The sequence below is a fragment of the Hymenobacter sp. J193 genome, from assembly GCF_024700075.1.
In the GTDB taxonomy this organism is placed as follows: domain Bacteria; phylum Bacteroidota; class Bacteroidia; order Cytophagales; family Hymenobacteraceae; genus Hymenobacter.
Genome location: NZ_JAJONE010000001.1, coordinates 4550707 through 4574741 on the forward strand (window position 1 = coordinate 4550707; position 24035 = coordinate 4574741).

Genomic DNA, 24035 nt, shown 5'->3' on the forward strand with positions numbered 1-24035 from the left:
GGAAATACTACTTGCACCCGTCCTTGCGGCGCGTGTCGATGATGTAGGCAATGCGCCAGCCCTCGGCCAGCTTCACCAGCTGAAAGGAGTTGTAGCCGCAGTGGCTGAACTTGTCGCTGACGTAGAACTGGTAGGGCGTCCAGACGCTGGCCAGCTGCGCGTCGATAAGCACCCGCTCAAAGCTGATGCGCTCATCGTACACGCCTTGGTGCGGCGTGCCCACGGCCTTCAGGAAGGCGGCTACGTTTTCCGTCTGCACCTGCGTTTTGCCGCCGCGGTTGCTGATGGTTTGCAGCACGACCGTAGGCGCCAGCGTGCTGCGAATGAGCGTGCTGTCGGTTTTGCGCATGCCCTCAAAGAAGCGGTTGATGGTTTGTTTAACCGCTTCCGTGTCCGAAGCCGGGCTTTGACCATGAGCGGCAGCGGCGGTAAACAGTAGGCCAGCGAGAAGAGCGTAGAAAGGGCGCATACAGGGAGGGGGTTAGCGTTGGGCCGTAACGACGCCGCTGCGGGACGGCAGTTGCAGCGGTTCCGCAATTTACGGGCGGGGTAAATCTTTCTGTGGTGGGAGTTGTTACCTTAGTAGTCCTAAAACCTCTGCCTCATGCGTAAAGACTTGTTTAATCTGGGTCCCGTTTTTGGGTATTTTTTCCGCAAGAACGACCCCACGCGCCATACCAACTTCAACCTGCGCACCATGCACTTCATCAATAAGCTGAGCATGGCCATGTTTCTGGTCGGCTTTCTGGTGTTGCTGTATCGGTGGTTTCTCCGGTAGTTAGATGTCGGCTGTCAGCAACACATGTTGGTAGCCGGCATTCAATTAACAAGCAGTTCTGGCAATAGCATGAACATCGAAGACTTCCGCGACTATTGCCTGCTGAAAGCGGGGGTGAGCGAAGAAACTCCGTTCGGTCCCTCAACCCTGGTATTTAAAGTGGGCGGCAAAGTGTTTGCCCTCACCGATATCGACACCTTCGGCAGCATCAACCTGAAGTGCGACCCGGAGCGCGCCGTAGAGTTGCGCGAGCAGCACGACTACGTGTTGCCCGGCTACCATATGAACAAAAAGCACTGGAACACGGTGCTGGTCGGTACCGGCATCCCCGGCCGCCAGCTGCGCGAGCTTATCGACCATTCCTATGAGCTGGTGCGCGCTTCCTTGCCAAAAAAGCTGCGCGAAGAGTTAACCGAGGCCGAGCAAACGGAAGGGTATCAACCTGATTTTAGGCCTGAAAAATCCAGGGCGGAGTAGCAGCTTCGCCTCTTTTTTTCATGCTTTACTGTAACTGGTTTTGTTACAATGCGTATCTTTGCTCTGCCAACGCTTGGAGCTGGCTTTTTTCCTCCACCTGTTGCCCCTATGCAAATCAGTAGTCGTTTTTCCGTGGCCGTTCATGTGCTTTCCCTGCTGGCTCTGCAGCAGCCCGGCGACGCGCTGCTGACCTCGGAGCGCATGGCCGGAAGTGTCAATACCAACCCCGTCGTGATTCGGCGTATTCTGGGGCAGCTGAAAAAGGCCGGGCTGGTAGAAGTGCGGCCGGCTTCGGGCGGCACGTTTCTGACCCGCTCTCCGCGGGCTATTTCCCTGTTGGAGGTGTACCGGGCGGTGGAGGTGGTGGCTGAAGGCCAGCTGTTCAGCGTGCACGACCAGCCAAACCCGGCCTGCCCCGTGGGGCGCCATATTCAGGCAGCACTCAATGCCACCCTGCAGCGCGCCCAGGCGGCCCTGGAGCAGCAGTTGGCTGGCGTGCTGCTGGCCCAGGTCACCACGGATATTCAGGCCAAAGCTGCGGCTAGCAGCTAATTTTTTTGTCTTCAATTGTAACTGCAGTGGTTGCAATAAATCTTTCTTTTTCTCTTCACCATACCCTTTTTACCTATGAAAATTGCCCTCATCGGAGCCACCGGGTTCGTCGGCTCAAAGCTCCTGACCGAAGCCCTCAACCGCGGCCACCAGGTAACGGCCCTGGTGCGTGACCCTACCAGACTCACCACCCGGCACGCTAACCTGACTGTAGTGACCGGCGACGTAAACCAAGCTGGAGGAAACCGCCCGGCAGCTGGCCGGCCACGACGTCGTTATCAACTCTTTCAACGCCGGCTGGGCCAACCCCAACCTCTACCACGACTTCCTGCAGGGCGCCCGCGACATTGAAGCTGCTACCGAGAAGGCTGGAGTGCCACGCCTGATTGCCATTGGCGGGGCCGGCAGCTTGTACATTGATGGGCAGCAGCTGGTAGACGGCCCCCAGTTCCCCGCGGAGTACAAGGCCGGCGCCACCGCCGCTCGCGACTACCTCAACGAGCTGAAAAACAACGATACCCTCGACTGGACCTTCGTCAGCCCCGCCATTGAAATGCACCCCGGTATCAGCACGGGCCGCACGGGCCACTACCGCCTCGGGCTCGAAAGCCCGGTGTTCAACGAAGAAGGCCGCAGCATTCTGTCGGGCGAAGACCTGGCCGTGGCCATCCTGGACGAAGTAGAGCAGCCCAAGCACAGCCGCCAGCGCTTCACCGCCGCATATTAGGGTTTAGCTAAGGGGCTAGTTCCCCTCCTTTTTGAAGGAGAGGTGGCCGCAGGTCGGGGTGGTTAAACTAGAGTTAGAAGCTAGAAAACCATCTGAACGGCTTACTAGCTCTAATCTTCTAGCTCTAGCCTAAACCACCCCGCCCTGCGGGCACCCCTCCTTCAAAAAGGAGGGGAACTAGCTTTAGCTAAAAAAGGCCCGCCGGATTTTTCCAGCGGGCCTTTTCCTTTTCGGGTAAACGCAACTATACCACCACGTTCACCATGCGGCCGGGCACCACGATAATCTTCTTGGCTTCTTTGCCATCGGCGAAGCGGGCCAGGAAGTCGGAGGCGCGCACGGCGGCTTCGATTTCGGCGGGGGTAGCGGTGGCCGGGAACTGCAGCTGCTCGCGCACCTTGCCGTTGATGGCTACCGGGTAGTTTACCACATCCTCCACCAGGTATTCCTCCCGGAACTCGGGGTAGGAAGCCGAGCTGATGGAGCCGGGCGCGTGGCCCAGCTTCTGCCACAGCTCCTCGGCCAGGTGCGGGGCGTAGGGCGACACCAGTACCACCAGCGGCTCCAGCACGGCGCGCTTGTGTGTGTCGAGGGAAGTCAGCTCGTTTACCGTAATCATCAGGGCGCTGACGGTGGTGTTGAATGAGAACTTCTCGATATCCTCTTCCACCTTGCGGATGGCTTTGTGCAGGGCCTTCAGCTCGGCGGGTTTCGGGGCCTCGTCGGTTACGGCGAAGTTGCCATCCTGGGGGTGGTAGAGGCGCCAGAGCTTCTTCAGGAAGCCCGCCACGCCGCTCATACCGTTGGTATTCCAGGGCTTGAACTGCTCCAGCGGCCCCAGGAACATTTCGTACAAACGCAGCGCATCAGCCCCGAACTTCTCGATTAGTACATCGGGATTTACCACGTTGTACTTCGACTTCGACATCTTCTCGACTTCGACTCCACACACGTAATTGCCGTTTGGTTCATTTATAAAGACTGCCTCTGCAAAATCTGGTCGCCAGTTTCTTGCAGCTTTTATATCAAGAATATCATCAGTAACAATATTAACATCGACATGTCCGGCAAAGGAATGTTCATAACTTATAACGCCAGCTGTGAAAGTGCGCTTATGCTTCTCTCCCCACTGCTTTGCTGCCTGATCAATCCCCGTATTTACTAGTTCCTCATCTTTGTTAGATTGTTTCCCAGCGAGAAAACGTTCTAACATAGGTTTAGATATATAAACAATTGGCATAGGAATTTTTGCAGCATCTTCCCCATCCGCTAGCCACGTATTCCATGTCACATTAAGGAAATATACAAAGTTCGAACGTCCCAAGATCATGCCCTGGTTGATGAGCTTCTGGAAGGGCTCAGGAGTTGAAACCAAGCCCAGGTCTTTCAGGAACAGGTGCCAGAAGCGGGAGTAGAGCAGGTGACCCGTAGCATGCTCTGCGCCACCCATGTATAAATCCACTTGCTGCCAGTACTGCTCGGGTTCCTCGCCCACAAAACGGCCGGTATTCTGCGGGTCCATGTAGCGCAGGTAGTACCAACTGGAGCCGGCCCAGCCGGGCATGGTGCTCAGCTCGTACTCGTACTGGCCTTTGTACTTCCAGTCCTTGGCGCGGCCCAGGGGCGGCTCGCCGGTTTCGGTGGGCTTGTACTCGTCGATTTCCGGGAGCACCAGGGGAAGGTCGGCTTCGGCCACGCCGTAGGCCACGCCCTCCTTGTAGTAAATCGGGATAGGCTCGCCCCAGTAGCGCTGGCGGCCGAAGATGGCGTCGCGGATGCGGAAGTTGGTTTTGCCCTTGCCGATGCCGCGCGCTTCGAGCTCCTGAATCAGGGTTTGGGTAGCTTGCTTGTAGCTCTGGCCCTGGATGAGGCCGTGCAGGTACTTGCCTTCCTTGGTGGGGTCGGCCTGCTCGTCAATCTGCTGGGCATCTACTACCTGCACAATAGGCAGCTGGAAGTGCTTGGCAAATACGTAGTCGCGCTGGTCCCCGCTGGGCACGGCCATTACGGCGCCGGTGCCGTAGCCCGCCAGCACGTAATCGGCAATCCAGATCTGAATAGGTTCGTTCGTAAACGGATTCAGGGCGTAGGCGCCGGTGAAAGCGCCCGAAACCGTCTTGGTATCGGCCATCCGGTCGCGCTCCGAGCGGCGCTTGGTGGCGTCGATGTAGTCCTGAATGGCCTGCTGCTGCTCCGGCGTGGTCAGCTCTTTCACCAGCTCGTGCTCGGGCGCCAGCACCAGAAAGGTCGCGCCGTAGATGGTGTCTACGCGCGTGGTGTACACCTTGATCTGGGCCTGCTCGTGGCCTTGCACGGCAAACGTTACCTCGGCCCCGATGCTTTTGCCAATCCAGTTGCGCTGCATCTCCTTCACGGCGTCGGGCCAGTCGAGGTTGTCGAGGCCCTGGAGGAGGCGGTCGGCGTAGGCGGTGATGCGCAGGTTCCACTGGGGCATCAGGCGGCGCTCCACGGGGAAGCCGCCGCGCTCCGAGAGGCCGTCCTTTACTTCGTCATTCGACAGCACCGTGCCCAGGCCGGGGCACCAGTTCACGTACGTATCCTGCTGATAGGCCAGGCGGTAGGGGTGCACGGCCTGCAGCTTCTGCTTCTCAGTGAAGCTCTGCCACTGGCCGGCCGTGAAGGCGTGACGCTCTTCCTCATCACCCGCCGCGCGGATGCCCTCACTGCCGTTTTGCTGGAACTTGTCGAGCAGGGTTTTGAGCGGTTCGGCTTTGTTCGTGTCGAGGTTGTACCAGGAGTTGAACAGCTTGAGAAAAATCCACTGCGTCCACTTGTAGTACTGCGGGTCGGAGGTGCGCACCTCCCGGCTCCAGTCGTAGCTGAAGCCCAGAGAGTTGAGCTGCCGGATATAGGTGTCGATGTTCTGTTCCGTGGTCAGGGCCGGGTGCTGGCCGGTCTGGATAGCATACTGCTCGGCGGGCAGGCCAAACGAGTCGAAGCCCATGGGGTGCAGCACGTTGTAGCCCTGCAGGCGCTTGTAGCGGGCCACGATGTCGGAGGCAATGTAGCCCAGCGGGTGGCCGACGTGCAGGCCCGCGCCGCTGGGGTACGGGAACATGTCCAGCACGTAGTACTTGGGCTTGTCCGACTGATTTTCAGCCTTAAACGTGTGGTGCTCTTTCCAGTGGGCTTGCCACTTCTTCTCAATATCCTGGGGATAATAGCCGGGCATGGGATTCTGCTGCGAGTGAAAGGGCGAAATTAAGCGGAAATGCCGGGAAATGCCGTTTCATCCCCGGGGCGCTTTTCAGGGGAGAGGCCGGAGCCTGACAAGGCGGGGTTACACCCAGGGCGTAGGGTGTTTCAGGTTAGTCGAAGGGTGTTTTGCTTTGGTCAGGACGTGTTTTCGAGTGGTCTTGGAGTGTTTCGCTTTAGGCAAGACGTATTTCCGATTGGCCGCAGGGTGTTTTACTCTAGTCGGGACGTGTTTCGCTTTAGTCGCAGGGTGTTTGGTGTTGCTCGAACCCTGTTTCGCCTTGCTCGAATGCGTTTTTCAGCTAAGCAGTACCTAAAGCACCGGGCCACTGACCGGCCTACTCCTGTGCCGGATTCCGGCCGTCGAGGGTTCCGCTACTGCTGAGCACCCGGAACCGCGCAAACAGCTCCTCACCGTACCAGTTTTCCTGGCGGGTGAGCCTGATTACTTCCTTGTGTTTTTCGCTGCGGTAAGCGTAGTCCTGCATGGCCTGGGCCGAGGTCCACAAGCTGAAGGTGGCCTGACGCACGACCGGCAGCTCGCCCAGGCCAATAGCGGCCAGCACGCCGGGCGCCTGGGCAATGGTAGCGCTGGTAGGCGCCACGTAGCGCCAGAAGCGCGGCGTTTTGTGCCAGCGAATAGAGGCCCGGGTAAGCACCGCTATGGGGCCATCGACCGCCTGAGTGGTATCGGGGTAATCAAACGGGTTTTGCTTGTCCCAGCGCCCGTGCGACTTGATCGGGGCCAGGTGCGCCGTCCAGATTTCCTGACACCGCTGCTCGTACTCCCGCCACAGCGGGTGAGTAGTGAAGAAATCCGCCGCCGCCGCTTCCGACTCCCAAACCGCCATAAAGCCGTAGCGCAACAGGTTGGGCAGCGCCCCAAAGCCCCCGGCCCCGCTGCCGAGCAGCTTCTGAAACCGCAGCCCGGGTACGCGCTGCAGGGGGCGTTGGGCGGTGCCCATTTGCGCAAACCCCCAGCGCTTCTGGTTGGGGTGGAGGGTAAGCAGGGAAATAGTGGTCAGGGGCAAGGGAGGAGAGTTATAAACTACAGGCTAGTTCCCCTCCTTCCAAAAGGAGGGGTGCCCGGAGGGCGGCGTGGTAAAACTAGAGCTACAAGATTAGAGTTAACAAGTCAAGGAAGGATTTGCTTGCTCTAACCATCGTTCTAACAAATTTTCCTGCCCCGACCTGCGGCTACTCTCTTTTAAAAAGGAGGGGAGCTTTTTAGCCTCTGGTTGCCCAATGCATAAAAAAGGCCGGAACTGCTTCCGGCCTTTTTCTTAAAATGCTAGCAGGGTTACTGCACATTCACTTTAGCGTGTTCGTTCACGTCGTCAGCTTTGCTTCGCTCGCCGGTGGCCAGGGCCCGCACGTAGGCGTAAGCCCGCGTCAGCACAGAGCTGGGCGTATCCCAGTACTCGCCTTTGTCGATTTCTACTTTCAGGATATAGATGCTGGGGTCGTCTTTGCCGCCGGGAAACCAGGCGCGCATGGGCTCACTCCACAGCTCATCAATCTTGGCCTGGTCGCGGTACGCGTTGGCGCGGCCCGAAACCGAGACGTACACGTTGCTTTCGGGGTTGGCGAAGCTTAGGTTTACCTGGCTGTCCTTTTTCACTTCGTATACTTTCGCCGATTCCTTGTCGGTCAGGAACAGCAGCGCGCCCGAGCCGTCGGGCTTCTGCGTGAACATGGGGCGGCTGCGCAGGGAGTGGTCCTCGTCGGTGGTGGTGAGCATGGCAATGCGCACGTCCTTGATTTTTTCCAGGAGGGTAGTGAGGTCGTTGGTGACGGGTGTTTGGTCGGCCATGGGGCAGGAGGTTGAAGAACAGTAAATCAGAGAAACAACCCGCGCAGGCGGGCCGGGCCACCAAAGTGGGCCTGCCAGAAGTACGGCCCGCGCTACGGTCGGGTTCGGTTGCACCTCAGGTTGCCCGGATTTTCCCGAACTTCCGCCTCCAATGAACTTCCTCGCGCACCTGCTGCTTTCCGGCCCGCCCACCACGCCCGACTACGAGGATATTGTAGTCGGCAACTTCGCCGCCGAGGCCGTACGGGGCCGCGCCGCCGTGCTGGCCTACCCGCCGGCCGTACAGCGCGGCATCCGCCTCCACCGCTTCATCGACTCGTTTACCGATGCCCACCCCGTGGTGCGCCGTACCACCGCCCGCCTGCGCGTGGCCGGGCTGGGCAAGTGGGCCGGCGTCGTGTCCGACGTGGGCTTTGACCACCTGCTGGCCCGCGACTTCGCCGGGTTTCACTACGATGCCGCCGAGCCGCTGCCCGCGTTTGCTCAGCGCCTGTACGCCCTGCTGCACGCCCGCCGCGCCGAGCTGCCCCCGCGCCTGCAGCACATGCTCCAGTACATGCGCCAGGGCGACTGGCTTACCGGCTACGCCCACCCCAAGGGCCTGCGCAATGCCTTGCTGGGCCTAAGCCGCCGTGTACCCCAAGCCGAGGTGCTGGCTACTGGCGCGGCCGCGTTTCTGGCGGAGCTGCCCACCTATGAGGCCGATTTCCGGGAGTTCTGGCCGGAACTGCGGGCGGGAGCAATTGCTGAAATACACAGCATTTAGCCTATGACAAATATGGAGCAAGCAATAGAAGCGGTTAAAAACATGGTGGTGCAACAAGCCAAGCATTTTCTGACGGAGGCGGGAGAGTTTTATCCTTTCGGTGCAGTTCAGAAAGCCGATGGTACATTGGTTCCAGTGGTTGCCGGAGCGGCTGAAGATCTGCCGGAGTCACAGCCGTTGCTGGAATTGCTGGAACAGAGTATCCGGCATCAACTCACAACCGGCGTCAGCAACGTCGGAGCAATAGGATTGGATGTACGCCTGCGGTTTTCGTTGGATACTCCTGCTACTGACGCCTTGCAAATCAGGCTGCTGACGGCCGAAGGCTACTCAGTAGACTATTTTATGACCTATCGTTTAGCAGAAGATAGGTTGATCTGTGATCCGCTGTTTGAAGAAACAGGGACTTTCACGCTGGACTAATTTCTCAGCTGGTCACCAATACAACGCTGTCGTCAACAACCCGGATTTGTTTCTATCAACGCGAGTACGTCGCGTTGATCGTGACGACTTGATTCATAACAATAGCCGGCAGCTTGTAGCGCAGCACCAGCTTGCTGCCCGTCAGCTCGATAATCTCGCGGGAGTAGTTGATGCGTGGGCTGGGGCTTTGAAGCGTGAGGGTATTCCCGTCGCGGGTGTAATCCATCGTGAAAGAAAGCATGTCGGCCCGGTACTCATTCAGGGTCGTAGCGGAGAGGTTCAGATAGTCGCCCGCGGCGCCAGGCTGGTTTAGCTCCTGCAAGGTTGCCCCGCTGGTTGCATCGGTGTACATACTGTGCTGGGTTACCAGATTCCAGCGGCCGGTGATGGGAGCTGGCTCTTCATCTTTTTTAGCATCACAGGCCGCCAGCGTGACGACAGCAGCCAGGAGAGTCCAAGACGCCAAGCGGGCAAACCGAGGAGAATAAGTCATGGAAGGATAGTAAAATTTATCCAAAGAAAGCAGGTAGCAAGTAACCGAACACTGTAAACTAACCTACAATACCAACGGCCCATTTCGCAGGAGCAAAATGGGCCGTTGCCGCAAACTATATGAACTCTTAGTGATGGTGCCCGCCTTCGCCGTGCACGTGGCCGTGGTCCAGCTCCTCGCGGGTGGCGTCGCGCACGGCGGCTACTTTGCCGTCGAAGTGCATGACCATGCCGGCCAGGGGGTGGTTGAAGTCCATTTTCACCATCTCGTCACCAAATTTCCACGCGGGCGGGAGTAATGGAAAGCAATATGGCGGGTGAATGATAGAGTTGATGTGGTGGTATTAAGGCAGGGTCACTGGGCGGTTATGCTCTGCCCTCCAATCAGTCAACAACTGACGTGGATCAACACTGACTTCAGCCGGCCGGTCAGTTACCGTCAGCACAATCGTCTGCCGGCCGGATTTCAGCAGGTGCTTTTGCCGATAGAGCAGCTTGCCTTTCTCTTTGCCCACGGCGGCAGGAGCGAAGGCCCCGATTTCCACCCACTCCTTCATTGGCAGTTTGGTCTCGGTGCCAGCACTATCCACGACCAGCTTGCTGGCCTGCAGGGTGAGCGTCACCTGCCATTTACCGCTTTTGAGTTGTTGGGCAGAAGCGGTTTCTATTGATAGTTCCCAGAAGGTGTTGGCCTCGAACAGGTCATGCAGCAGGGGGTGGAGCGAATCCGGCGTGGCCGTTTGCAGCTCCCGGTAGAGGTCCAGCGAAGTGGCGAAGGGCAGGGTTCCGGGGCGGTGCCGGGCCAGCAAGTTCTGGAGCGCCCCGTTTACCCGGTCGCGGCCGATGTACTGGCTCAGCGTGTACAGCGCAAAGGGCCCTTTGCGGTAGTTCTGGTAAAAGTCGTCGGCTTGCAGCAGCGGTTTGGCGGCGCGGGTGCGCGGGGTCTCGTTTTCTTCCCGCAGGAAGCTGAGCAGCGCCTGCAGGTGCTCCGGACCGTACTGGTCCTCCAGCACGCCCATAGCCGAGTACCAGGCCAGGCTCTCGGTAATCAGGCCGGCGCCCTCCACATAGGCTTGCTTGAGCTGATTGCCCCACCACTGGTGCGCCACTTCGTGCGCCACCACGGCCGTCAACAAATCAAAGCCCCGCTCGTCAGCCTTGGGATTCAACAAGAAAAAGCCTTCCTCCGCGGTAATGTTGATGGGCGCGGCGTGGTGCCCGAAGGCGTAGCTGGCATGGGCTACAAAGCGGAGCTGCGGGTGCGGGTAGGGCCCGAACTGCCGGGTGTAATACTCCAGCGACGCCCGGGCGCTGCTCATCATGCGCGCCGGATTTTCCGTCTGGCCCGGCGGATAGAAAATCTGGATGTCAACCTCCTGATTGGGCCCGGCCGACGGGCTGCGCCACGTCCCTTCCTGCAGCGCGTAGTCGGCCGAGAAAAAGGTGTATTCATTGCGAATGGGCGCATCGGTAGCGTAGTGAAAGTAGCGCCGGCCTTGTTTTGCCCAGGTCCGGCGCAGGGTGCCTGGCGCTACTGCTGTCTGGCCCGCATCGGTGCCCACTACGGCCTCAAAGCGGATTTGCTCGGGAAACGGGGCGTAGCGCCGGGCGGCCGTATCGTAGAGCGAGTAGGTGGCGGGCCGGGCGCTCAGGCCGTGCGCTTTGCGGGCTCCGGCCTCGTCCAGCTCCCGGTAGGGCTGGTAGCCGATGACCGGCAGCCACTCCAGGTTCCGGAAGCTGGTGCCGTTGGCCAGCACCTGCGCGGCGGCGGCATCGTTGGTAAAGCCCCGCGCTTGGTGCTTTACCCGAAAGCTAAGGCGCAGCGAGTCGCCGGGGAGCAGGGGCTGGGCCAGGCGGTAAATGCGGTAGCCGTGCTCCGCATCCAGCAAAACTTCCTTAGCTGGCCCGTCGAGCTGAATGGCGGCGGTTTCCACGCCCGCCCCGGTAGCCAGGTGCACCGAGTCGATGGAAGCCGGACTGCGGTTGACCAGCAGGTAGGTGCCCCGTATCGTCGCGGCGCGCTGCCGGGGGTAGATTTCCACCTGCAGGTTTACGGCGGTCAGCTGAGGCTGGGGTATGTTCAGGTAGCGGCGGTAGCGCCGCTCGTAGTCGGCGCGCTGCGCCTTGGCAGCCGGGGGGCTGAGGTAGCCATTCAGCACGTTGGTGTGGTAGAAGATGAAGCCGCCCAACAGCAGGATGCCGGCTACGGCCGCGGCCGAAACCAAGAGGTTGGCCGGCGTGAGACGCCGTCGGGCCAGCTGCAGCCGCGCGGCCACGCTGTTTTGCCGGCCGCGCACCCAGAACAGCCGCGCCACTACCGTCAGCAGCAGCGCCCACGCCACCCAGTACGCCTTAAACCACAGCCAGGGCGCCAAAGACGAGCCGAAACCGGCCATGTCGGTGTACGACCACGGCGGGCTGGCGCCGTAGATGAGCAGCTTGTGCTCAACGCCCAGGGTAGAGGCAAAGGCAATGCACCCGTAGGCCAGCAGCGCTACCAGATGCCCCAGGAATTTCTGATTGACCAGCACGTGCACCAGCAGGGCCAGCAGGGCAAAAAGTAGGCAATCCACCAGCTGCAGTCCGAAAAGGGTTTGCAGGTACAACCCGATTTCGGGCGCAGCGCCCCCAATGGCCACCTGCGCCGCCACTCCGGCCATCATCAGCAAGGCCAGCCAGGCCACCAGCACCAGGCTTAGCGCCAGAAAGCGGCTCAGCAGCAGCACCCATTCCGGCACCGGCGCCGCGTTGGCAATGTCGCTCAAGCCGGCTTCCCGCTCCCGCCACACCAGCTCGCCGGCGTAGAAAATGGTGAGCAGCACCAGGATGATCCAGAAACGCTCCGGCTGCGCCAGGGAAGAGGTCAGATACTCCGCCACAAAATCGGTGCGGGGCAGCAGGGGCGTGCCCCGGCCCTTCAGGTTGCCTTGCACCGTCAGGCCCACCACCAGGGCCAGCACAGCCAGCAGGGGCAGCCCGGCCCGGCTTTGAGCCAGGTGCACAAAGGATTTCCAGGTGATGAGGCGCAACTGGCGTAGCTGCGTGGCCCACCCGTACACGCCCCGGGCCGGCGGCAGCGCTTCCCCGTTGCCCCAGGACAGCTTCTCTTGGAGCGTCACCGCTGACTTTGGCCGATTACCCGACTGCTTTTGGCGGCTTGTTTCGGGCAGTGCCAGCTGAAACCGGAAGTAGGTAAACGCGAGCAGGGCCAGCGAGAGGCCGAGCCACAGCAGGCGGTTGGCCAGAAAGGAGCCCTCCAGCAGCAGAAACCGCGTGTTTTTCTCCAGGGGGCTCCAGTCAACGGACAAATGGCTCAGCACCGGGCCAAAGCTCATCGGGTCGGCCAGATTGCCCCACGCTCCCCCTTTTTCCAGCAGCGGCCAGATCGTGTAGGCCGCCGCGAACAATGCCGCGCCGACCAGGTAGCTGGCCAGGGCCCGGCGGCTAAGCGCCGCCGCCGAAAACTGCATGGCCGTGGCGAAAAAGGCGTTTGGCAGCGCGATAAAGAAGAAGGTCGTCAGGTAGGGTGCCACCCGGAACGGCCCCAGTATCTCGGCTTCTACCCCGGCAAAGTGCATGGCCAGCAGCATACCCACCGGAATTGAGAGCAATTGGAGTGCATTCAGGGCAAAGGCGGCCAGAAACCGCCCGCCTAGGTAGGCGGCTTTGCTGGCGGGGGCCGCGTAGGTGAGCAAGTGCATGCGCGTCTGCACGTCGCGGGCCGCCGCCTCGCCCGCCACGGAGGCGCCTATCACCAGCCAAAACACGCAGCTGATAACTGTGACGGCCGCCATGACGATGGGCGCATTCAGTAAAATATACCCGTCCCGCGCATCGGAGGCGTAGTTGGCAATGACCACCAGAAACGTGATGAGTAACAGGACTCCGAAGTAGAGCCAGGTAGCCCCGCGGCGCAGCTGGTAGCTGAACTCCAGCGCAAAAATCCGTTGAAACTTCATAGCCCTACTGCCTCCGCTTGCTGCTGCTCAACGGCCGTACCAAAGCAGCCCGTCATGGCACTGAAATAAACGTCTTCCAGATCGGCCTGCACTAACTCAAATCCGGGGCCGGGAGCTTCCGGACTGTACACATGCACCAGAATGCGGCCGCTGAGCAGTTTGGCCGAAATCACCCGGTGCTCCTGTTCCAGGGCCGGCAGGGCGGGCTTGTCGGTCAGCTTGCGCCAGATACGGCCGTTGAGAGCGGCCACGGCTTCCAGCGGCTGAGCTTCGAGCAGAATCCGGCCCTGGTGGATGATGGCCATATTGGTGCACACTTCGGCTACGTCTTCCACAATGTGGGTGGAAAGGATAACCACGCTGTTTTCGCCCAGCTCGCTGAGCAGGTTCAGAAAGCGCACCCGCTCGGCTGGGTCCAGGCCCGCCGTGGGCTCATCTACAATCAGCAGCCGGGGGTTGCCCAGCAACGCCACGGCCACGCCAAAGCGCTGCTTCATGCCCCCGGAAAAGCCGCCCAGCTGCTGCCGGCGCACGTCCCAGAGGTTGGTCTGCCGCAGCAGGGCTTCAACTGCCTGCCGGCGGGCCCCTCGCTGGGTGAGGCCTTTGAGTACGGCGAAGTAGTCGAGCAGGTCCTCGGCGCGGGCTTTGGGGTACACGCCGAACTCCTGCGGCAGGTAGCCCAGGGTCTGGCGCACGGCTTCCTTCTGGCCCACCACGTCGATGTCGCCCAGCAGGATGTGCCCGGCGTCGGGCTCCTGCAGCGTGGCCAGCGTGCGCATCAGGGTGGATTTGCCGGCCCCGTTGGGCCCCAGCAGCCCGTACATACCCGGTGGAATGGTCAGCGTCACGTTCTGCAAGGCCTGCACGCCATTCGCATATCGTTTGGAGACGTTGCGGATGCTCAGGCCCAAGGGGGGATTTGCCATTGTATCGGAGTTGCTTCGGTTGATTTGTTGAAATCAAGAAAGCCAGGCACCTTTACCGATGCCTGCCTTCGCTATTTCAGGACGAAGCAATGATTGCCTGACCGGAAAGTGAAACCCGATATGCTGATGCGGGGAAGTAATCGACCAAGCTGGGGTTTGATTCCGCCAAAGCGCTGGCCGGCTTCTTTCCGCCGCTCGTAGATCAGCCTGCGCAACTGGTCGAGACGGCAGCGCGGACAACTGCAGGAAAACCCACCTTTGTGCGATGGAGCGCGTCAAAAGAATCTTCCGGCTGACTCACCTGGTCGTCTGGCTTTTATTTACCTGGTTGGTAAGCCTGCAACTGGATAATGACCATGATGCACACTGGCGCAGCACCACTGCCGCGTTTATAGCGACCTGCCTGTATGTTTTTTACCTTCATTTCTACCTGTTAACCCAATACACGGGCAAGCAAAACCGAAAAGAATATTGGCTTCGAGTGGCAGGAATTGTGCTGACCGGTCCTATGCCATTTCTGCTTTTCCACCAGAAACGGTTCGATGCCGGGTACTATTTCATGCACCTGCTTGCTACGGTACCTATCTTTCTCTTCCTGAGCTGGCTGGCCCGGGTCACCGAGAACCTGGTACTGAACACCATTCGGAAAGAGCAGCTGGAAAAGCAGGCGGTGGAAGCCGAATTGGTTAATCTGAAGTCGCAGATCAACCCGCACTTCCTGTTCAATACCCTCAACAACATCCACACGCTGGTGTACAAGCAGGCCCCGGCCGCCCCGGAGGCCGTCATGCACCTGGCTTCGCTGATGCGCTACATGATTTATGAGTCCAACGCGGCCACGGTGCCGCTGGCCCGGGAACTGGACTATCTGCAGGATTACGTGAGCCTGCAGCAGCTGCGCTACAAGAACAGTCCGGTGGTGGACCTGCAAATAGCCGGAGAAACCGCCGCCTGCTCCATTGCCCCCTTGCTGTTCATCCACCTGCTGGAAAACGCCTACAAGCACAGCCCCGCCCGCCTGGAGCCCGGCGACCTGCAAGTCAGGGTGGAGGTGAAAGACGACGCTCTAACCTTCTGTGTGCAGAACCCGATAGCCAAAAAGCCGGCGCATCCGCTGGAAGAGCCCGGCGGTATCGGGCTGCCCAACGTCCGGAAAAGGCTGGCGTTGTTGTACCCGGGCCAGCATACGCTGGACATTCACAGCACCGGCGGCACTTTTACGGTCACGCTTACTATCCAGCGTTTGGCTGAATTGAAAGGCATAGGCGTAGACAGCCAGTTTTACACTCATGGAAGGATTTAAAATTACCTTGTTTGAACAAAAATACGCTGCCCCTTTTCCTTCATACCGCTCCCTGCCTCCCGCAGAAAGTAAGGCGCTGCAGGCACGCCTTGCCAACCATTTTGGGCTGACAGCATCCGGCACGGCTGGTGAGCTCGAACGCGCCCTTGCTTCGCGCCAGACCTACTACCAGGAGGCAAATGCCGAGCAGGATTTTGCTTTGCTGCCGACGCTTAATACCCTGGGTATTGCGCCCCTGACCGAACTCTTCATCAATTGGGCCCGATTCGAAGAAGTGGACGCCTTCCAGACAGCCGACGTGGCCCGCTACTTCGATGACCTCTGGTAACCGGTAGCCGATGACATTGATTTGTTCGATGCCAGCCTCAACTGGCTTGTATCCATTCGACATGATGGGATGGTGAGTGTAATTTGCTAAATGAACTACTTTCACTCCCCTGACACATGAAAGACAAGCTCACCTGCTACATCATTGAGGACGAGCACCTGGCCCAGGAAATACTGGAAGAATACATCCGGAAAGTCTCGTTTCTGGAGCTGAAAGGCACCTTCATGAGCCCCCTGGAAGCTGCTGCTCAGTTGGCGGCTGACCAACCCGACCTGCTGTTTCTGGACATCAACATGCCGGACCTGGACGGGCTCAGCTTTATCCCGATGCTCAGTCCCAAACCCATGATCATCCTCACCACCGCCTACGACCAGTACGCGCTGAAGGCCTACGACCTGGAGGTGAAGGATTACCTGCTGAAGCCCTTCACGTTCGAGCGGTTTTACCGAGCCGTGTTACGCCTGTACCAGGAACAAAGCCCCCGCCCGGTACCGGCAAAGCAGGAGGAGAAAGCGGAAGCGAAGCCAGAGCAGGAGTATATTTTCCTGAAGGTGGGCCACCGCATCCAAAAAGTTGCCACCCGTGATATTCTCTTCGTGGAAGGCATGAAGGACTACCTGCGCATACACACCCGGGACGAGAAGATCATGACCCTGCTCAGCTTTGCCCGGCTGGAAGAACTGCTGCCCGCCCAGGAGTTTGCCCGCGTGCACCGTTCCTTTCTGGTGGCGCTAAACAAAATCGACCACATCGAGAAAAACCGGATTCAGATTGCCGACCAGCTCATTCCCATCAGCGACACTTACGCCGAAGCGTTTTATAGAATGCTCAGGGGCTTGCAGTAGAAGGTGCTGGTGGTAGAGTTTCTTGCTCCTCGCCTCAGAAGTCCCGGCTGGAATCAGCAAGCCCAGGCTGGTCTTAGACAGTAACTATAACATTCAGTGGGGCGCCAGCCCCAAAGCTGAAATACTCTTGGGCTGGCGCCGACCCCGTCACCACGGGCACGTTGCGGGGGCCGGAAAGTATTCTTCACTGAAGTACTGGCCGGTAGGGCCGTTCGCGCCAAGCAGGGCGTACTTCACGATGCGCTGGCCGGCCTGCTCCACGGTGCTGGTGCCCTGGTGGTCCGTGAAGTCGGTTTGGGTGTAGCCCGGGCACACCGCGTTTACTTTAAAAGGGGTGCCGCGCAGCTCATAGGCCAAATTGAGAGTGTACATGTTCAGGGCCGCTTTCGAGGCCTGGTACACCGGCAGCCGGTAGGCTAACTGCTCGTTTGCAAAGTCGGCGTACAGCGTCAGCGAGGCCATGGCCGTACTTACGTTCACGATGCGCGGCTGCAAGGATTTTTCCAGCAGGTCGAGAAACGCCTGCGTGACGCCGGCCACCCCGAACACGTTGGTTTCAAACACGGCCCGGAATTGCTCCAGCGTGGCGTGCCGGGCCGACTGCGACCCTCCGCCGGAAATGCCGGCGTTGTTGACCAGCACATCCAGCGCCGGCGTTTTGGCGCCAATGGTTGCCCGGGCCGCCCGGATGGAGCCGGGACGGGTCACATCCAGTTGAATGGCTTCCAGGTTTGTGAGGCCAGTGGCCCTGAGCTGTTGAACGGCGGCCTGGCCGCTTTCCAGGTTGCGGCTGCCGAGGTAGACAAAAAACCCGTGCCGGGCGAGCTGTCGGGCCACTTCCAGGCCAATGCCCTTGTTGGCGCCGGTTACAAGTGCTGACTTCATGGTTGAGGTGGGTGAGTGTAATAGGGGAAACGAACCGGCGGAACCCTTCCGGCCGGGCAATCGGGCCAGGGATGCAGCCCTGTCGATGAGGTGTTGGCCGGGGCTTTACAAGGCGCTTGCGAAGCGCACGACAAGCCCTGCCCGCGCCCTGGTAGTAGCTGCGGCGGCCATCAGGATGCCTTTTTCTGGGGTAGCCTAGCGCAGTTGGTTGCCGGTGCCCGGGCCGACCAGGGTGCTCGGGGGGTAGCCAAACTGCTTTTTGAACGCATAGGAGAAGTGCGCTAGGTTCTCAAAGCCCACTTCCAGGTAAAGCTCCACTGGCTTTCTGCCCTTTTCCGCCAGCTGGTAGTGGGCCAGCGCCAGCCGTTTCTGCGTGAGCCAGCGCTGGGGGCTCAGCTGAAAGGCTTTTTTAAAGTCCCGCTTGAAGGTGGTCAGGCTGCGGCCGGTCAGGTAGCTAAACCGGGTCAGGGGCATGTTGAACATGTAGTTTGCCTCCATAAACGCCACCAGGTTCAGCTTGCCCGGCTCAGAGAAGTCAGCCAGCACCCCGTCCGCGTGCTCGTTGAGGCTGCGCAGTATCTCTATTGCCTCCGCTACCTTAACGGCCCGGAGCTTTTCCGGCAAGGGATGCTGCAGCTCCAGGTAAGGCAGCAGGGAAGCAAAGAGGCTCTGCAGCAGCGGATTTTTTGAGAAAACCAGCAAAGCGGGGGACGCCGGTCCAGCGGGTGCCAGGGCCTTTTCGGTGTAATAGGCCCGCACCAGGGTCGTGGGCAGCTTCAGCACCAAGGCCTGGTAGGGGGCGCCGTCTTTGGGGTATTTCAGCAGGGTTGCCGGCTGCTTGCGGGGCAGCAGCAAAGTGTCGCCGGGGCCGCAGCAGTACGTATGGTTGGCCTGCACCACTTTCAGCTCGCCCGCCAGCACACCCACCAGCATAACATCCTCGGCGGCTATTTCGCCTCCGTAGCGCTGGTCGCCGTGGCAGGCGACGACCATTTCCGCGTAGCGGTTCAACTGCTTGAAAGCCATAAGGCAGTAGGGTTCGAGGTTTGTCAGGCAGCTTACTTCGGCATAAAGCGCTGCCTGACCATACAAAAGTAGGCGGCCCGGGGCCGGAGCGCTTTGTTTAAAAGGCCGAATATGCTTTGCTCAGCGGGCCGTCCGGCCGGGGAGGAGCCGGGCAGGCAGAGCAGTGGGTTGCAACACCGTGTGCCCTTCTCTCTGTACGTGCGCTGCCGGGTACAACAAAGCCAAAATCAGCCACCCTCCGATGGGCTGGCAACTGGTCGGTTTGTCCCCTTTTCTAGGTTAATCGGCCCCGGCAAGCCAACTTTGCCTTCGTTCTATTCCTTTTTGCTTGTCTGCTTGCCATAATTTCTTTCTGCAATGACCCGTATACTAACTCTTGCCGCCCTGCTTGGCGCTACGCTGAGCGCGAGCCATACTGCCGCCGCGCAGGATGCTGCTCCCTGGAAAGTGTACCTGGAAGGAGGCGGTAAAGTCAGTGCCTTCCGCACTACCTCCTACGGTGGAAGCTACCAGCCGCAAGGGACGTACCCCTCGCCCGAAGAAGACCGAAAGATTACGGTGCGCAATACCTTTTCGGGGTTTCTGCAAGTGAAAGGCTTCAAAGAAGTGGCCAAGCGTTTGACCTTATCCGCTACGGTGGGCCTGGACATGCAGCATCTTAACTACCGCACGGGCTACACCGAAACGTTCAGCAACGGCACTATTACGGCCTACGGGCGCGACCACATCAGCCGGCTGCTGAGCCGTGCCCGGGTAGACATTGGCTTCCATTACCCGGTGCGGATCGGCGAGTCGGGGCGGTTGCTGCCGGGCATTGCCCTGGGTCAGATGGTCAACCTGAGTGAGCAGGGGTATAGCTACACCTTCATCCAACCGGGTATTTACTTTACCAATGACCGGTTGCTGCTCTCGGCTACGGTATCGGAAACACCCTACAACGTGCTCATTCCGGGAGCCTCCCATATGGAAGGACAGCTGCGGGGCACTTACACGTACGACGCCGAGTACCGGATACGCGAGTTTCAGCTCGGTTTTGGCGCCAAGTTTTAGTTACAGTCTGCCCTGGCCGATAACTGAAAAAGCCCCACTGCTCGGTGGGGCTTTTTTTATGAACACGGGACCCGCACCGGGGCATCGGCTACTGAGGGAGCAGGCGCGTGAGGTGGCTCGTCCGGCGCTAGGCTCCGGGCCCAGGCGCGAAGTATGGCGTCGAAATCCGGCGGTGCCGCTGGGCTATAAGGGACTAATTGAGAACCGCTCATCCCCGCATAAGCTCTTTCTCGTGTCGGGGTAAAAGCTGAGGTAAAGTCAGCTGGCAGAAAGCTCCTTAGGGCTTGCAGGCTACCCATCCCCGAAACGGGAAGCCGGCGTAGAACAGGCTGACATTGGCAAAGCCGGCTTCCCGTAGCAGTGCTTCGCATGCGAAGGGGGCGCAGGGTGGGGAATACGTGTTTGTTGGGAAGCAGTAAGGAAAAGAAGAAGCGAAAGGAAGTTATCGGGGCTTATTCTACCACCAGGCGCCGGGTAGCCGCGCCGCAGCGCACGATGTACACGCCGGGTTTGAGGCTTGGGGGCAACTGCACCTGCGCGCTGCCACGTGGGGCAGGCAAGGTCAGGGCCAGCCGGCCCAGGGCATCATAGAACTGCAAGGGCTGCCCGGCAGGAAGGCCCGCTACCTGCACCAAGTGCTGGGCAGGGTTAGGCCAGAGTTGCATGCTGGTGCTTGGCGTACGACTATCGGGCTCGACGGCCAGTGGGATGCCGCTCAGGTCCAAGATGCCAAAATTTCTCATGGCTAAGGTCCCGTTCTTCGTCGCTGCCTGAGTGAAATCACCGCCTATGTAGAGGTTGGTTGCTGTACTTGTAATGGTCTTTACCTCGCCCGTCACGCCATAGGCAACGGGGTGCCAGGCTTTGCCATCCCAGCGGGCGATGCCATTCGTGTACGCTTGCCCGGCCCCTCCTTGAAACGAGCCAACGACCAGGAGTTGCTTTCCTACCACATGAAATTCCCGTACTGTTCGCCCTATGCTGGGTGATCCTACCGCTTGCCAGCTCGTGCCATTCCACTTGGCTAGCCCCGCTGTGTTGGCAACGCCGCTGGCATTAGTAAACCCCCCTCCCACATATATATCGCTGTCAATGCCAGCTAACGCATATACCGTTCGATCAACGCCATTTCCCATAGCTTGCCAAGCCGTTCCATCAAAGTACGCTACCCCATCAGCACCGGCCTTGCCATCTAAATTTTCAAATGTCCCACCTATATACAACTTGTCTTTGTGCATCAGTATCGCCCACACATCCGAGTTCGGCTGATGGTCGATAGCCGGGAATACCTGACTGATACTATGCCAATCCCGGCCATCCCAGCGCACAATATTTTTGCCGTAATATTTAGAACCAGAAGCCACAAAACGTCCCCCCCATGTAGATATCCGTTCCATAAGCATAGAGCGTGTAGACATAGCCCCCCAGCTTGGTTCCGTCACTGGCAGCCAGTGCATGCCATTGCTGGCCATCCCAACGAGCAATTCCCACCGCAGGCGTCGTGAATTCACCGCCCACGTACAGGTCTTTGCCTACCACAAGGAGAGTAAGAATCACATCGTTGCTACCAGCAAAATTTTCGGGATAATTGCCCAGTGACTGCCACGAGGTGCCATCCCATTTGGCGATGCAATTGGCGGCTGGATTCCCACCGGCCGCCACAAAGCTTCCCGCCACATACACATCCTTGCCCATAATAGCAATGGATTGGACATCATCACTCAATCCATTACCGACGCTGCGCCAGTCAGTGCCCGTCCAGCGGGCAAAGTTCTTCGTGTTTCTGCCCCCACTCGCCCCGCGAAAGTCCCCGCCAGCATACACGTCCGTGCCCTGTGAAGCCAGCGCGTAGACCGGGCCAGAGGTTCCTTCATGCACCGGAGCCCAGGTCGTGCCGTCCCATTGCATGATGTAGGCCTTTGGTGGGCTGAAGCTGAGGAAATCTCCGCCCACGAACAGGGGTCGCGCCGCGCAGGGTAATGGCCCGCACCGGGGCAATGGCGCCATCGCCCAGGGCTTGGTAGGCCGTGCCGTCCCACCGTACGATATAATTGGCCCGGAAGTCGCCGCCGGCCTGGCGGAAGGTGCCGCCCACGTACAGGTCAGCTCCCGACGCGGTCAGCGCGTACACCCACGAGCTCAGGGGCTTGCCCACCTGGTTCCATTTCTGCCCGTCCCAGCGCACCAGGTAGTCGGCATTGGCATTGGCGCCCACATTCTCGAACCGCCCGCCCACGTACAGGTCCGTGCCGACGAAGGCCAGGGCAAAGACGTCACTGGGCAAGCCCGTACCCAGCGCATGCCAGCTCGCCCCGTCCCAGCGGGCAATGTTTTTGGCCTCGGTCAGGCCGCCGGCCGAGTTGAAGGTACCGCCCACGTACAGGTCGGTGCCCCGCACGGCCAGCGCATTGACGCCACCCGAGACCCCCGTGCCCAGCGCCTGCCACTTGGTGCCATCCCACTTGGCCACCCGAGAACTACTGGCCGCGCCGGCCGCATTGGTAAAGTCGCCCCCCACGTACACGTCGGTGCCCATCAGGGCAATAGCTTCGACGGTCTCGTTGAGCCCGGCGCCCAGGTTCAGCCAGCGGCTGCCATCCCAAAGGGCAATATGGTCGGCGTTCAGGTTGCCGCCTGCATCCGTAAAATCACCGCCTACATAGACATCGGTGCCGGAAACGGTGATGGCGCGCACAATGCCATTGAGGCTGGGCGCACTGAAGCGCGGGTCCCAGCCCGCGGTTTCTTCGTCGGCGCCAGCCTTCTGAAACTTGGGCTGCCCTTGAGGGCCGTAGCGGAGCTGGTAGCCTTTGGCATCGAAGGAGCCGGACGTGCCTGGCTGCAGGGAGCCATCGGGGCGCAAGACTTCGCTTACGGAGCGAGTAGTGACAGGAGCCGGCGTGGTTTGACCAAATACCAGGAAGGGAAAGCAGGCAAGCCAGCAGCTCACCAAGGCGTATAAGGGTTTTTGCATAGTTGCAGGAAAGAAGGGGAAAGGCGTGGCCCGATAGACTGCTGGCGGAGGGAAATCGTTCCGCTGGCGGGTAAGAAGCCGCTAAGATACAGGCTTGTAGGATAGGAGGCTACACCCGCAGCTAGCTTAGCCTTGCCTACCCGGTACCAAAAGCTACGCGCCGGACCAGCCGGGTGAGCTAACCCAAGAAGGCCGCCGGTAGGCGTCAATGGCCAGAATCTGCAGGCCCAGCCGATACGGCGAGGGCCCGTGCTCCTCCACCAGCTCGGCCCAAATCACGGTCAGCTCATCGGTGTCGAACAGCCGGACGCACGGCACCACGGAGCAGGCAACCACCCGACCTTCGTGCAGCTCTGCCTCGGTAAGCTGATAGTTCACCACGTAACGTTGTGGCCCCGCTGCGGTCGGCGCGGGGCCCAAACTACGGGCTGAGTCTTCAGTGGCAAGCCGCTGCGCAACAACAGGGGGCGCGTCAAGGCCAACTAGTTGCCGGAAAAGGCAGCCAAGGCCGTCTTCCATCTGGGTTAGCAGGCACGCGAGAGGAGTTAATAAGAACATAAGCGCTTACCAGGAAAGCAGGAGCTCGGCGTTGAGGGCGGCCCCGACCATGGTGCCGCCGGCCACGGCCATACTTACCGCCCGCATGGGCATGGTAGCATCGCCCGCCGCGTAGATGCCCGGCACACTGGTTTTCTGCATGCCGTCTACCTGCAGATAGCCCGCCTCGGTGTAGGCGCAGCCCAGGTCCCGCGGCAACAGGCAGTGCTGCTCCATGCCCGGCCGTAGGTAGAGGGCTGCCAGGGGCACCTGCCGGCCATCCAGCAGGGCTACGTGCGTGAGCTGACCAGCCTGGTGGCGCAGCTCCCGTACGGGCGTTTCCTCCACTTCTATGCCCGCGCCGGCCAGCTGGGCCCACTGCCCGGGCGAGAACGTGGCCGGGCCATCGGTGAAGATGGTCAGCTGGTCGGTCCACTGGCGCAGCAGGCGGGCGTGTTCCAGGGCGGCTTCACCGTTGAGCAGCGTGCCAGTGGGCTGATGGTGGTACTCGTAGCCGTGGCAGTAGGGGCAGTGAATGACGGAGATGCCCCAGCACTCGGCAAACCCGGGCCGGGCCGGCAGCTGGTCGCGCACCCCGGTGGCGAAAAGCAGCTTGCCGGCGCGCACTACCCGGCCGGTGTCCGTCGTCAGGGTGAAGTCGCCATCGGAGCCGCGGGCCGCTACGGCAGTTTCCGGCAGCAGCTGCACGGTAGGGTAGGCCAGCACCTGGGCCCGGGCCTGGGCGGCCAGCTCGGCGGGTGCCGTTCCGTCCCGGGTCAGAAAGTTATGCGCGTGCGGGGTTGGGCGGTTACACGGCTGGCCGCTATCCAGTACCAGTACCCGTCGCAACGCCCGCCCCAGGGCAAGGGCCGCCGATAACCCGGCGTAGCTGCCGCCAATAATGATTACTTCCACGGTGAGCTGCTGTTCCATCTGGTAAGAAAAAAAGTTAATGTCT

General features: G+C 60.1%; 25 protein-coding genes and 1 pseudogene. 11 read left to right on the forward strand and 15 right to left on the reverse strand.

The window, feature by feature from the left end; genetic code table 11:
• Positions 1–7: 7 nt before the first annotated feature.
• Positions 8–469 carry a nuclear transport factor 2 family protein gene (locus tag LRS06_RS19865; protein ID WP_257873110.1) on the reverse strand — a complete coding sequence of 154 codons (462 nt, stop codon included), beginning with the start codon at positions 467–469 and terminating at the stop codon, positions 8–10.
• A 135-nt stretch (positions 470–604) separates the two neighbouring features.
• On the opposite strand from LRS06_RS19865, the gene LRS06_RS19870 reads away from it, so the two are divergent.
• The 5 genes from LRS06_RS19870 (at position 605) to LRS06_RS19890 (ending at position 2534) form a co-directional block, all read left to right on the forward strand.
• Positions 605–778, forward strand: coding sequence for a DUF6728 family protein (locus LRS06_RS19870; protein ID WP_196955103.1), 174 nt, complete (start codon positions 605–607; stop codon positions 776–778).
• 69 nt (positions 779–847) lie between these two features.
• On the forward strand, positions 848–1255 hold the full coding sequence (locus LRS06_RS19875) for an MmcQ/YjbR family DNA-binding protein (protein ID WP_257873111.1): 408 nt from the start codon (positions 848–850) through the stop codon (positions 1253–1255).
• A 108-nt stretch (positions 1256–1363) separates the two neighbouring features.
• Positions 1364–1807, forward strand: a complete 444-nt coding sequence (locus tag LRS06_RS19880; protein ID WP_196955105.1) for an Rrf2 family transcriptional regulator — start codon at positions 1364–1366, stop codon at positions 1805–1807.
• A 75-nt stretch (positions 1808–1882) separates the two neighbouring features.
• The gene (locus LRS06_RS19885; protein ID WP_257873112.1) at positions 1883–2158 is read left to right on the forward strand and encodes an NAD(P)-dependent oxidoreductase; all 276 of its coding nucleotides are present in this window, start codon (positions 1883–1885) and stop codon (positions 2156–2158) included.
• Positions 2085–2534 (forward strand): NAD(P)-dependent oxidoreductase, encoded by a 450-nt coding sequence (locus tag LRS06_RS19890; protein ID WP_257873432.1) that lies wholly within the window; start codon positions 2085–2087, stop codon positions 2532–2534. Before LRS06_RS19885 ends, LRS06_RS19890 begins: the two co-directional genes overlap by 74 nt.
• 244 nt (positions 2535–2778) lie before the next feature.
• Here the strand turns inward: LRS06_RS19890 and LRS06_RS19895 are convergent, their stop codons facing one another.
• From LRS06_RS19895 to LRS06_RS19905, 3 genes are all read right to left on the reverse strand, one after another.
• Complete coding sequence (locus tag LRS06_RS19895) at positions 2779–5727, reverse strand: leucine--tRNA ligase (RefSeq protein ID WP_257873113.1); 2949 nt, start codon at positions 5725–5727, stop codon at positions 2779–2781.
• Between the two features lie 361 nt (positions 5728–6088).
• On the reverse strand, positions 6089–6781 hold the full coding sequence (locus LRS06_RS19900; protein WP_257873114.1) for a spheroidene monooxygenase: 693 nt from the start codon (positions 6779–6781) through the stop codon (positions 6089–6091).
• Positions 6782–7050: 269 nt separating this feature from the next.
• Positions 7051–7563, reverse strand: a complete 513-nt coding sequence (locus LRS06_RS19905) for a pyridoxamine 5'-phosphate oxidase family protein (RefSeq protein ID WP_257873115.1) — start codon at positions 7561–7563, stop codon at positions 7051–7053.
• Positions 7564–7714: 151 nt separating this feature from the next.
• Between LRS06_RS19905 and LRS06_RS19910 the strand changes: the two genes are divergently transcribed.
• Positions 7715–8329 (forward strand): ACP phosphodiesterase, encoded by a 615-nt coding sequence (locus tag LRS06_RS19910; protein ID WP_257873116.1) that lies wholly within the window; start codon positions 7715–7717, stop codon positions 8327–8329.
• A 12-nt stretch (positions 8330–8341) separates the two neighbouring features.
• A complete protein-coding gene (locus LRS06_RS19915; protein WP_257873117.1) occupies positions 8342–8752 on the forward strand; it encodes a hypothetical protein in 411 nt (136 codons plus the stop codon).
• Positions 8753–8807: 55 nt separating this feature from the next.
• Here LRS06_RS19915 and LRS06_RS19920 read toward each other — a convergent pair whose 3' ends face one another.
• From LRS06_RS19920 to LRS06_RS19935, 4 genes and pseudogenes are all read right to left on the reverse strand, one after another.
• Positions 8808–9245: a hypothetical protein gene (locus LRS06_RS19920; RefSeq protein ID WP_257873118.1), complete on the reverse strand. Its 438-nt coding sequence runs from the start codon at positions 9243–9245 to the stop codon at positions 8808–8810.
• 127 nt (positions 9246–9372) lie between these two features.
• Positions 9373–9516, reverse strand: a pseudogene (locus tag LRS06_RS19925) (peptidylprolyl isomerase); the annotation flags it as partial.
• A 72-nt stretch (positions 9517–9588) separates the two neighbouring features.
• Positions 9589–13203, reverse strand: a complete 3615-nt coding sequence (locus LRS06_RS19930) for a M1 family aminopeptidase (protein ID WP_257873119.1) — start codon at positions 13201–13203, stop codon at positions 9589–9591.
• On the reverse strand, positions 13200–14129 hold the full coding sequence (locus tag LRS06_RS19935) for an ABC transporter ATP-binding protein (protein WP_374679436.1): 930 nt from the start codon (positions 14127–14129) through the stop codon (positions 13200–13202). The genes LRS06_RS19930 and LRS06_RS19935 overlap by 4 nt, the downstream gene beginning before the upstream one ends.
• A 508-nt stretch (positions 14130–14637) precedes the next feature.
• Between LRS06_RS19935 and LRS06_RS19940 the strand changes: the two genes are divergently transcribed.
• The 3 genes from LRS06_RS19940 (at position 14638) to LRS06_RS19950 (ending at position 16605) form a co-directional block, all read left to right on the forward strand.
• Complete coding sequence (locus tag LRS06_RS19940; protein WP_257873120.1) at positions 14638–15432, forward strand: sensor histidine kinase; 795 nt, start codon at positions 14638–14640, stop codon at positions 15430–15432.
• Positions 15419–15760, forward strand: a complete 342-nt coding sequence (locus tag LRS06_RS19945) for a hypothetical protein (protein WP_257873121.1) — start codon at positions 15419–15421, stop codon at positions 15758–15760. Before LRS06_RS19940 ends, LRS06_RS19945 begins: the two co-directional genes overlap by 14 nt.
• A 116-nt stretch (positions 15761–15876) precedes the next feature.
• A complete protein-coding gene (locus LRS06_RS19950; protein ID WP_257873122.1) occupies positions 15877–16605 on the forward strand; it encodes a LytTR family DNA-binding domain-containing protein in 729 nt (242 codons plus the stop codon).
• A 147-nt stretch (positions 16606–16752) separates the two neighbouring features.
• On the opposite strand, the gene LRS06_RS19955 is transcribed toward LRS06_RS19950, so the two are convergent.
• Both LRS06_RS19955 and LRS06_RS19960 read right to left on the reverse strand, forming a co-directional pair.
• A complete protein-coding gene (locus LRS06_RS19955) occupies positions 16753–17490 on the reverse strand; it encodes an SDR family oxidoreductase (protein WP_257873123.1) in 738 nt (245 codons plus the stop codon).
• Positions 17491–17685: 195 nt separating this feature from the next.
• Positions 17686–18516, reverse strand: a complete 831-nt coding sequence (locus LRS06_RS19960; RefSeq protein ID WP_257873124.1) for an AraC family transcriptional regulator — start codon at positions 18514–18516, stop codon at positions 17686–17688.
• A gap of 357 nt (positions 18517–18873) precedes the next feature.
• Between LRS06_RS19960 and LRS06_RS19965 the strand changes: the two genes are divergently transcribed.
• A complete protein-coding gene (locus tag LRS06_RS19965; protein WP_257873125.1) occupies positions 18874–19566 on the forward strand; it encodes a hypothetical protein in 693 nt (230 codons plus the stop codon).
• Between the two features lie 452 nt (positions 19567–20018).
• Here LRS06_RS19965 and LRS06_RS19970 read toward each other — a convergent pair whose 3' ends face one another.
• From LRS06_RS19970 to LRS06_RS19990, 5 genes are all read right to left on the reverse strand, one after another.
• On the reverse strand, positions 20019–20309 hold the full coding sequence (locus tag LRS06_RS19970; protein WP_257873126.1) for a T9SS type A sorting domain-containing protein: 291 nt from the start codon (positions 20307–20309) through the stop codon (positions 20019–20021).
• 604 nt (positions 20310–20913) lie between these two features.
• Positions 20914–21474, reverse strand: coding sequence for a hypothetical protein (locus LRS06_RS19975; RefSeq protein WP_257873127.1), 561 nt, complete (start codon positions 21472–21474; stop codon positions 20914–20916).
• Positions 21437–22540, reverse strand: a complete 1104-nt coding sequence (locus tag LRS06_RS19980; protein ID WP_257873128.1) for a hypothetical protein — start codon at positions 22538–22540, stop codon at positions 21437–21439. Before LRS06_RS19980 ends, LRS06_RS19975 begins: the two co-directional genes overlap by 38 nt.
• 153 nt (positions 22541–22693) lie before the next feature.
• Positions 22694–22918 carry a hypothetical protein gene (locus LRS06_RS19985; RefSeq protein ID WP_257873129.1) on the reverse strand — a complete coding sequence of 75 codons (225 nt, stop codon included), beginning with the start codon at positions 22916–22918 and terminating at the stop codon, positions 22694–22696.
• 186 nt (positions 22919–23104) lie between these two features.
• Positions 23105–24010 (reverse strand): NAD(P)/FAD-dependent oxidoreductase, encoded by a 906-nt coding sequence (locus LRS06_RS19990; RefSeq protein ID WP_257873130.1) that lies wholly within the window; start codon positions 24008–24010, stop codon positions 23105–23107.
• Positions 24011–24035 lie beyond the last annotated feature (25 nt).

Coding starts and splice junctions, on each gene's coding strand:
- LRS06_RS19865 (WP_257873110.1), bottom strand. CDS start 469: ATGCGCCCTTTCTACGCTCTTCTCGCTGGCCTACTGTTTACCGCCGCT.
- LRS06_RS19870 (WP_196955103.1), top strand. CDS start 605: ATGCGTAAAGACTTGTTTAATCTGGGTCCCGTTTTTGGGTATTTTTTC.
- LRS06_RS19875 (WP_257873111.1), top strand. CDS start 848: ATGAACATCGAAGACTTCCGCGACTATTGCCTGCTGAAAGCGGGGGTG.
- LRS06_RS19880 (WP_196955105.1), top strand. CDS start 1,364: ATGCAAATCAGTAGTCGTTTTTCCGTGGCCGTTCATGTGCTTTCCCTG.
- LRS06_RS19885 (WP_257873112.1), top strand. CDS start 1,883: ATGAAAATTGCCCTCATCGGAGCCACCGGGTTCGTCGGCTCAAAGCTC.
- LRS06_RS19895 (WP_257873113.1), bottom strand. CDS start 5,727: ATGCCCGGCTATTATCCCCAGGATATTGAGAAGAAGTGGCAAGCCCAC.
- LRS06_RS19905 (WP_257873115.1), bottom strand. CDS start 7,563: ATGGCCGACCAAACACCCGTCACCAACGACCTCACTACCCTCCTGGAA.
- LRS06_RS19910 (WP_257873116.1), top strand. CDS start 7,715: ATGAACTTCCTCGCGCACCTGCTGCTTTCCGGCCCGCCCACCACGCCC.
- LRS06_RS19915 (WP_257873117.1), top strand. CDS start 8,342: ATGGAGCAAGCAATAGAAGCGGTTAAAAACATGGTGGTGCAACAAGCC.
- LRS06_RS19920 (WP_257873118.1), bottom strand. CDS start 9,245: ATGACTTATTCTCCTCGGTTTGCCCGCTTGGCGTCTTGGACTCTCCTG.
- LRS06_RS19930 (WP_257873119.1), bottom strand. CDS start 13,203: ATGAAGTTTCAACGGATTTTTGCGCTGGAGTTCAGCTACCAGCTGCGC.
- LRS06_RS19935 (WP_374679436.1), bottom strand. CDS start 14,129: ATGGCAAATCCCCCCTTGGGCCTGAGCATCCGCAACGTCTCCAAACGA.
- LRS06_RS19940 (WP_257873120.1), top strand. CDS start 14,638: ATGCCATTTCTGCTTTTCCACCAGAAACGGTTCGATGCCGGGTACTAT.
- LRS06_RS19945 (WP_257873121.1), top strand. CDS start 15,419: ATGGAAGGATTTAAAATTACCTTGTTTGAACAAAAATACGCTGCCCCT.
- LRS06_RS19950 (WP_257873122.1), top strand. CDS start 15,877: ATGAAAGACAAGCTCACCTGCTACATCATTGAGGACGAGCACCTGGCC.
- LRS06_RS19955 (WP_257873123.1), bottom strand. CDS start 17,490: ATGAAGTCAGCACTTGTAACCGGCGCCAACAAGGGCATTGGCCTGGAA.
- LRS06_RS19960 (WP_257873124.1), bottom strand. CDS start 18,516: ATGGCTTTCAAGCAGTTGAACCGCTACGCGGAAATGGTCGTCGCCTGC.
- LRS06_RS19965 (WP_257873125.1), top strand. CDS start 18,874: ATGACCCGTATACTAACTCTTGCCGCCCTGCTTGGCGCTACGCTGAGC.
- LRS06_RS19970 (WP_257873126.1), bottom strand. CDS start 20,309: ATGAGAAATTTTGGCATCTTGGACCTGAGCGGCATCCCACTGGCCGTC.
- LRS06_RS19975 (WP_257873127.1), bottom strand. CDS start 21,474: ATGCAATGGGACGGCACGACCTGGGCTCCGGTGCATGAAGGAACCTCT.
- LRS06_RS19980 (WP_257873128.1), bottom strand. CDS start 22,540: ATGCAAAAACCCTTATACGCCTTGGTGAGCTGCTGGCTTGCCTGCTTT.
- LRS06_RS19990 (WP_257873130.1), bottom strand. CDS start 24,010: ATGGAACAGCAGCTCACCGTGGAAGTAATCATTATTGGCGGCAGCTAC.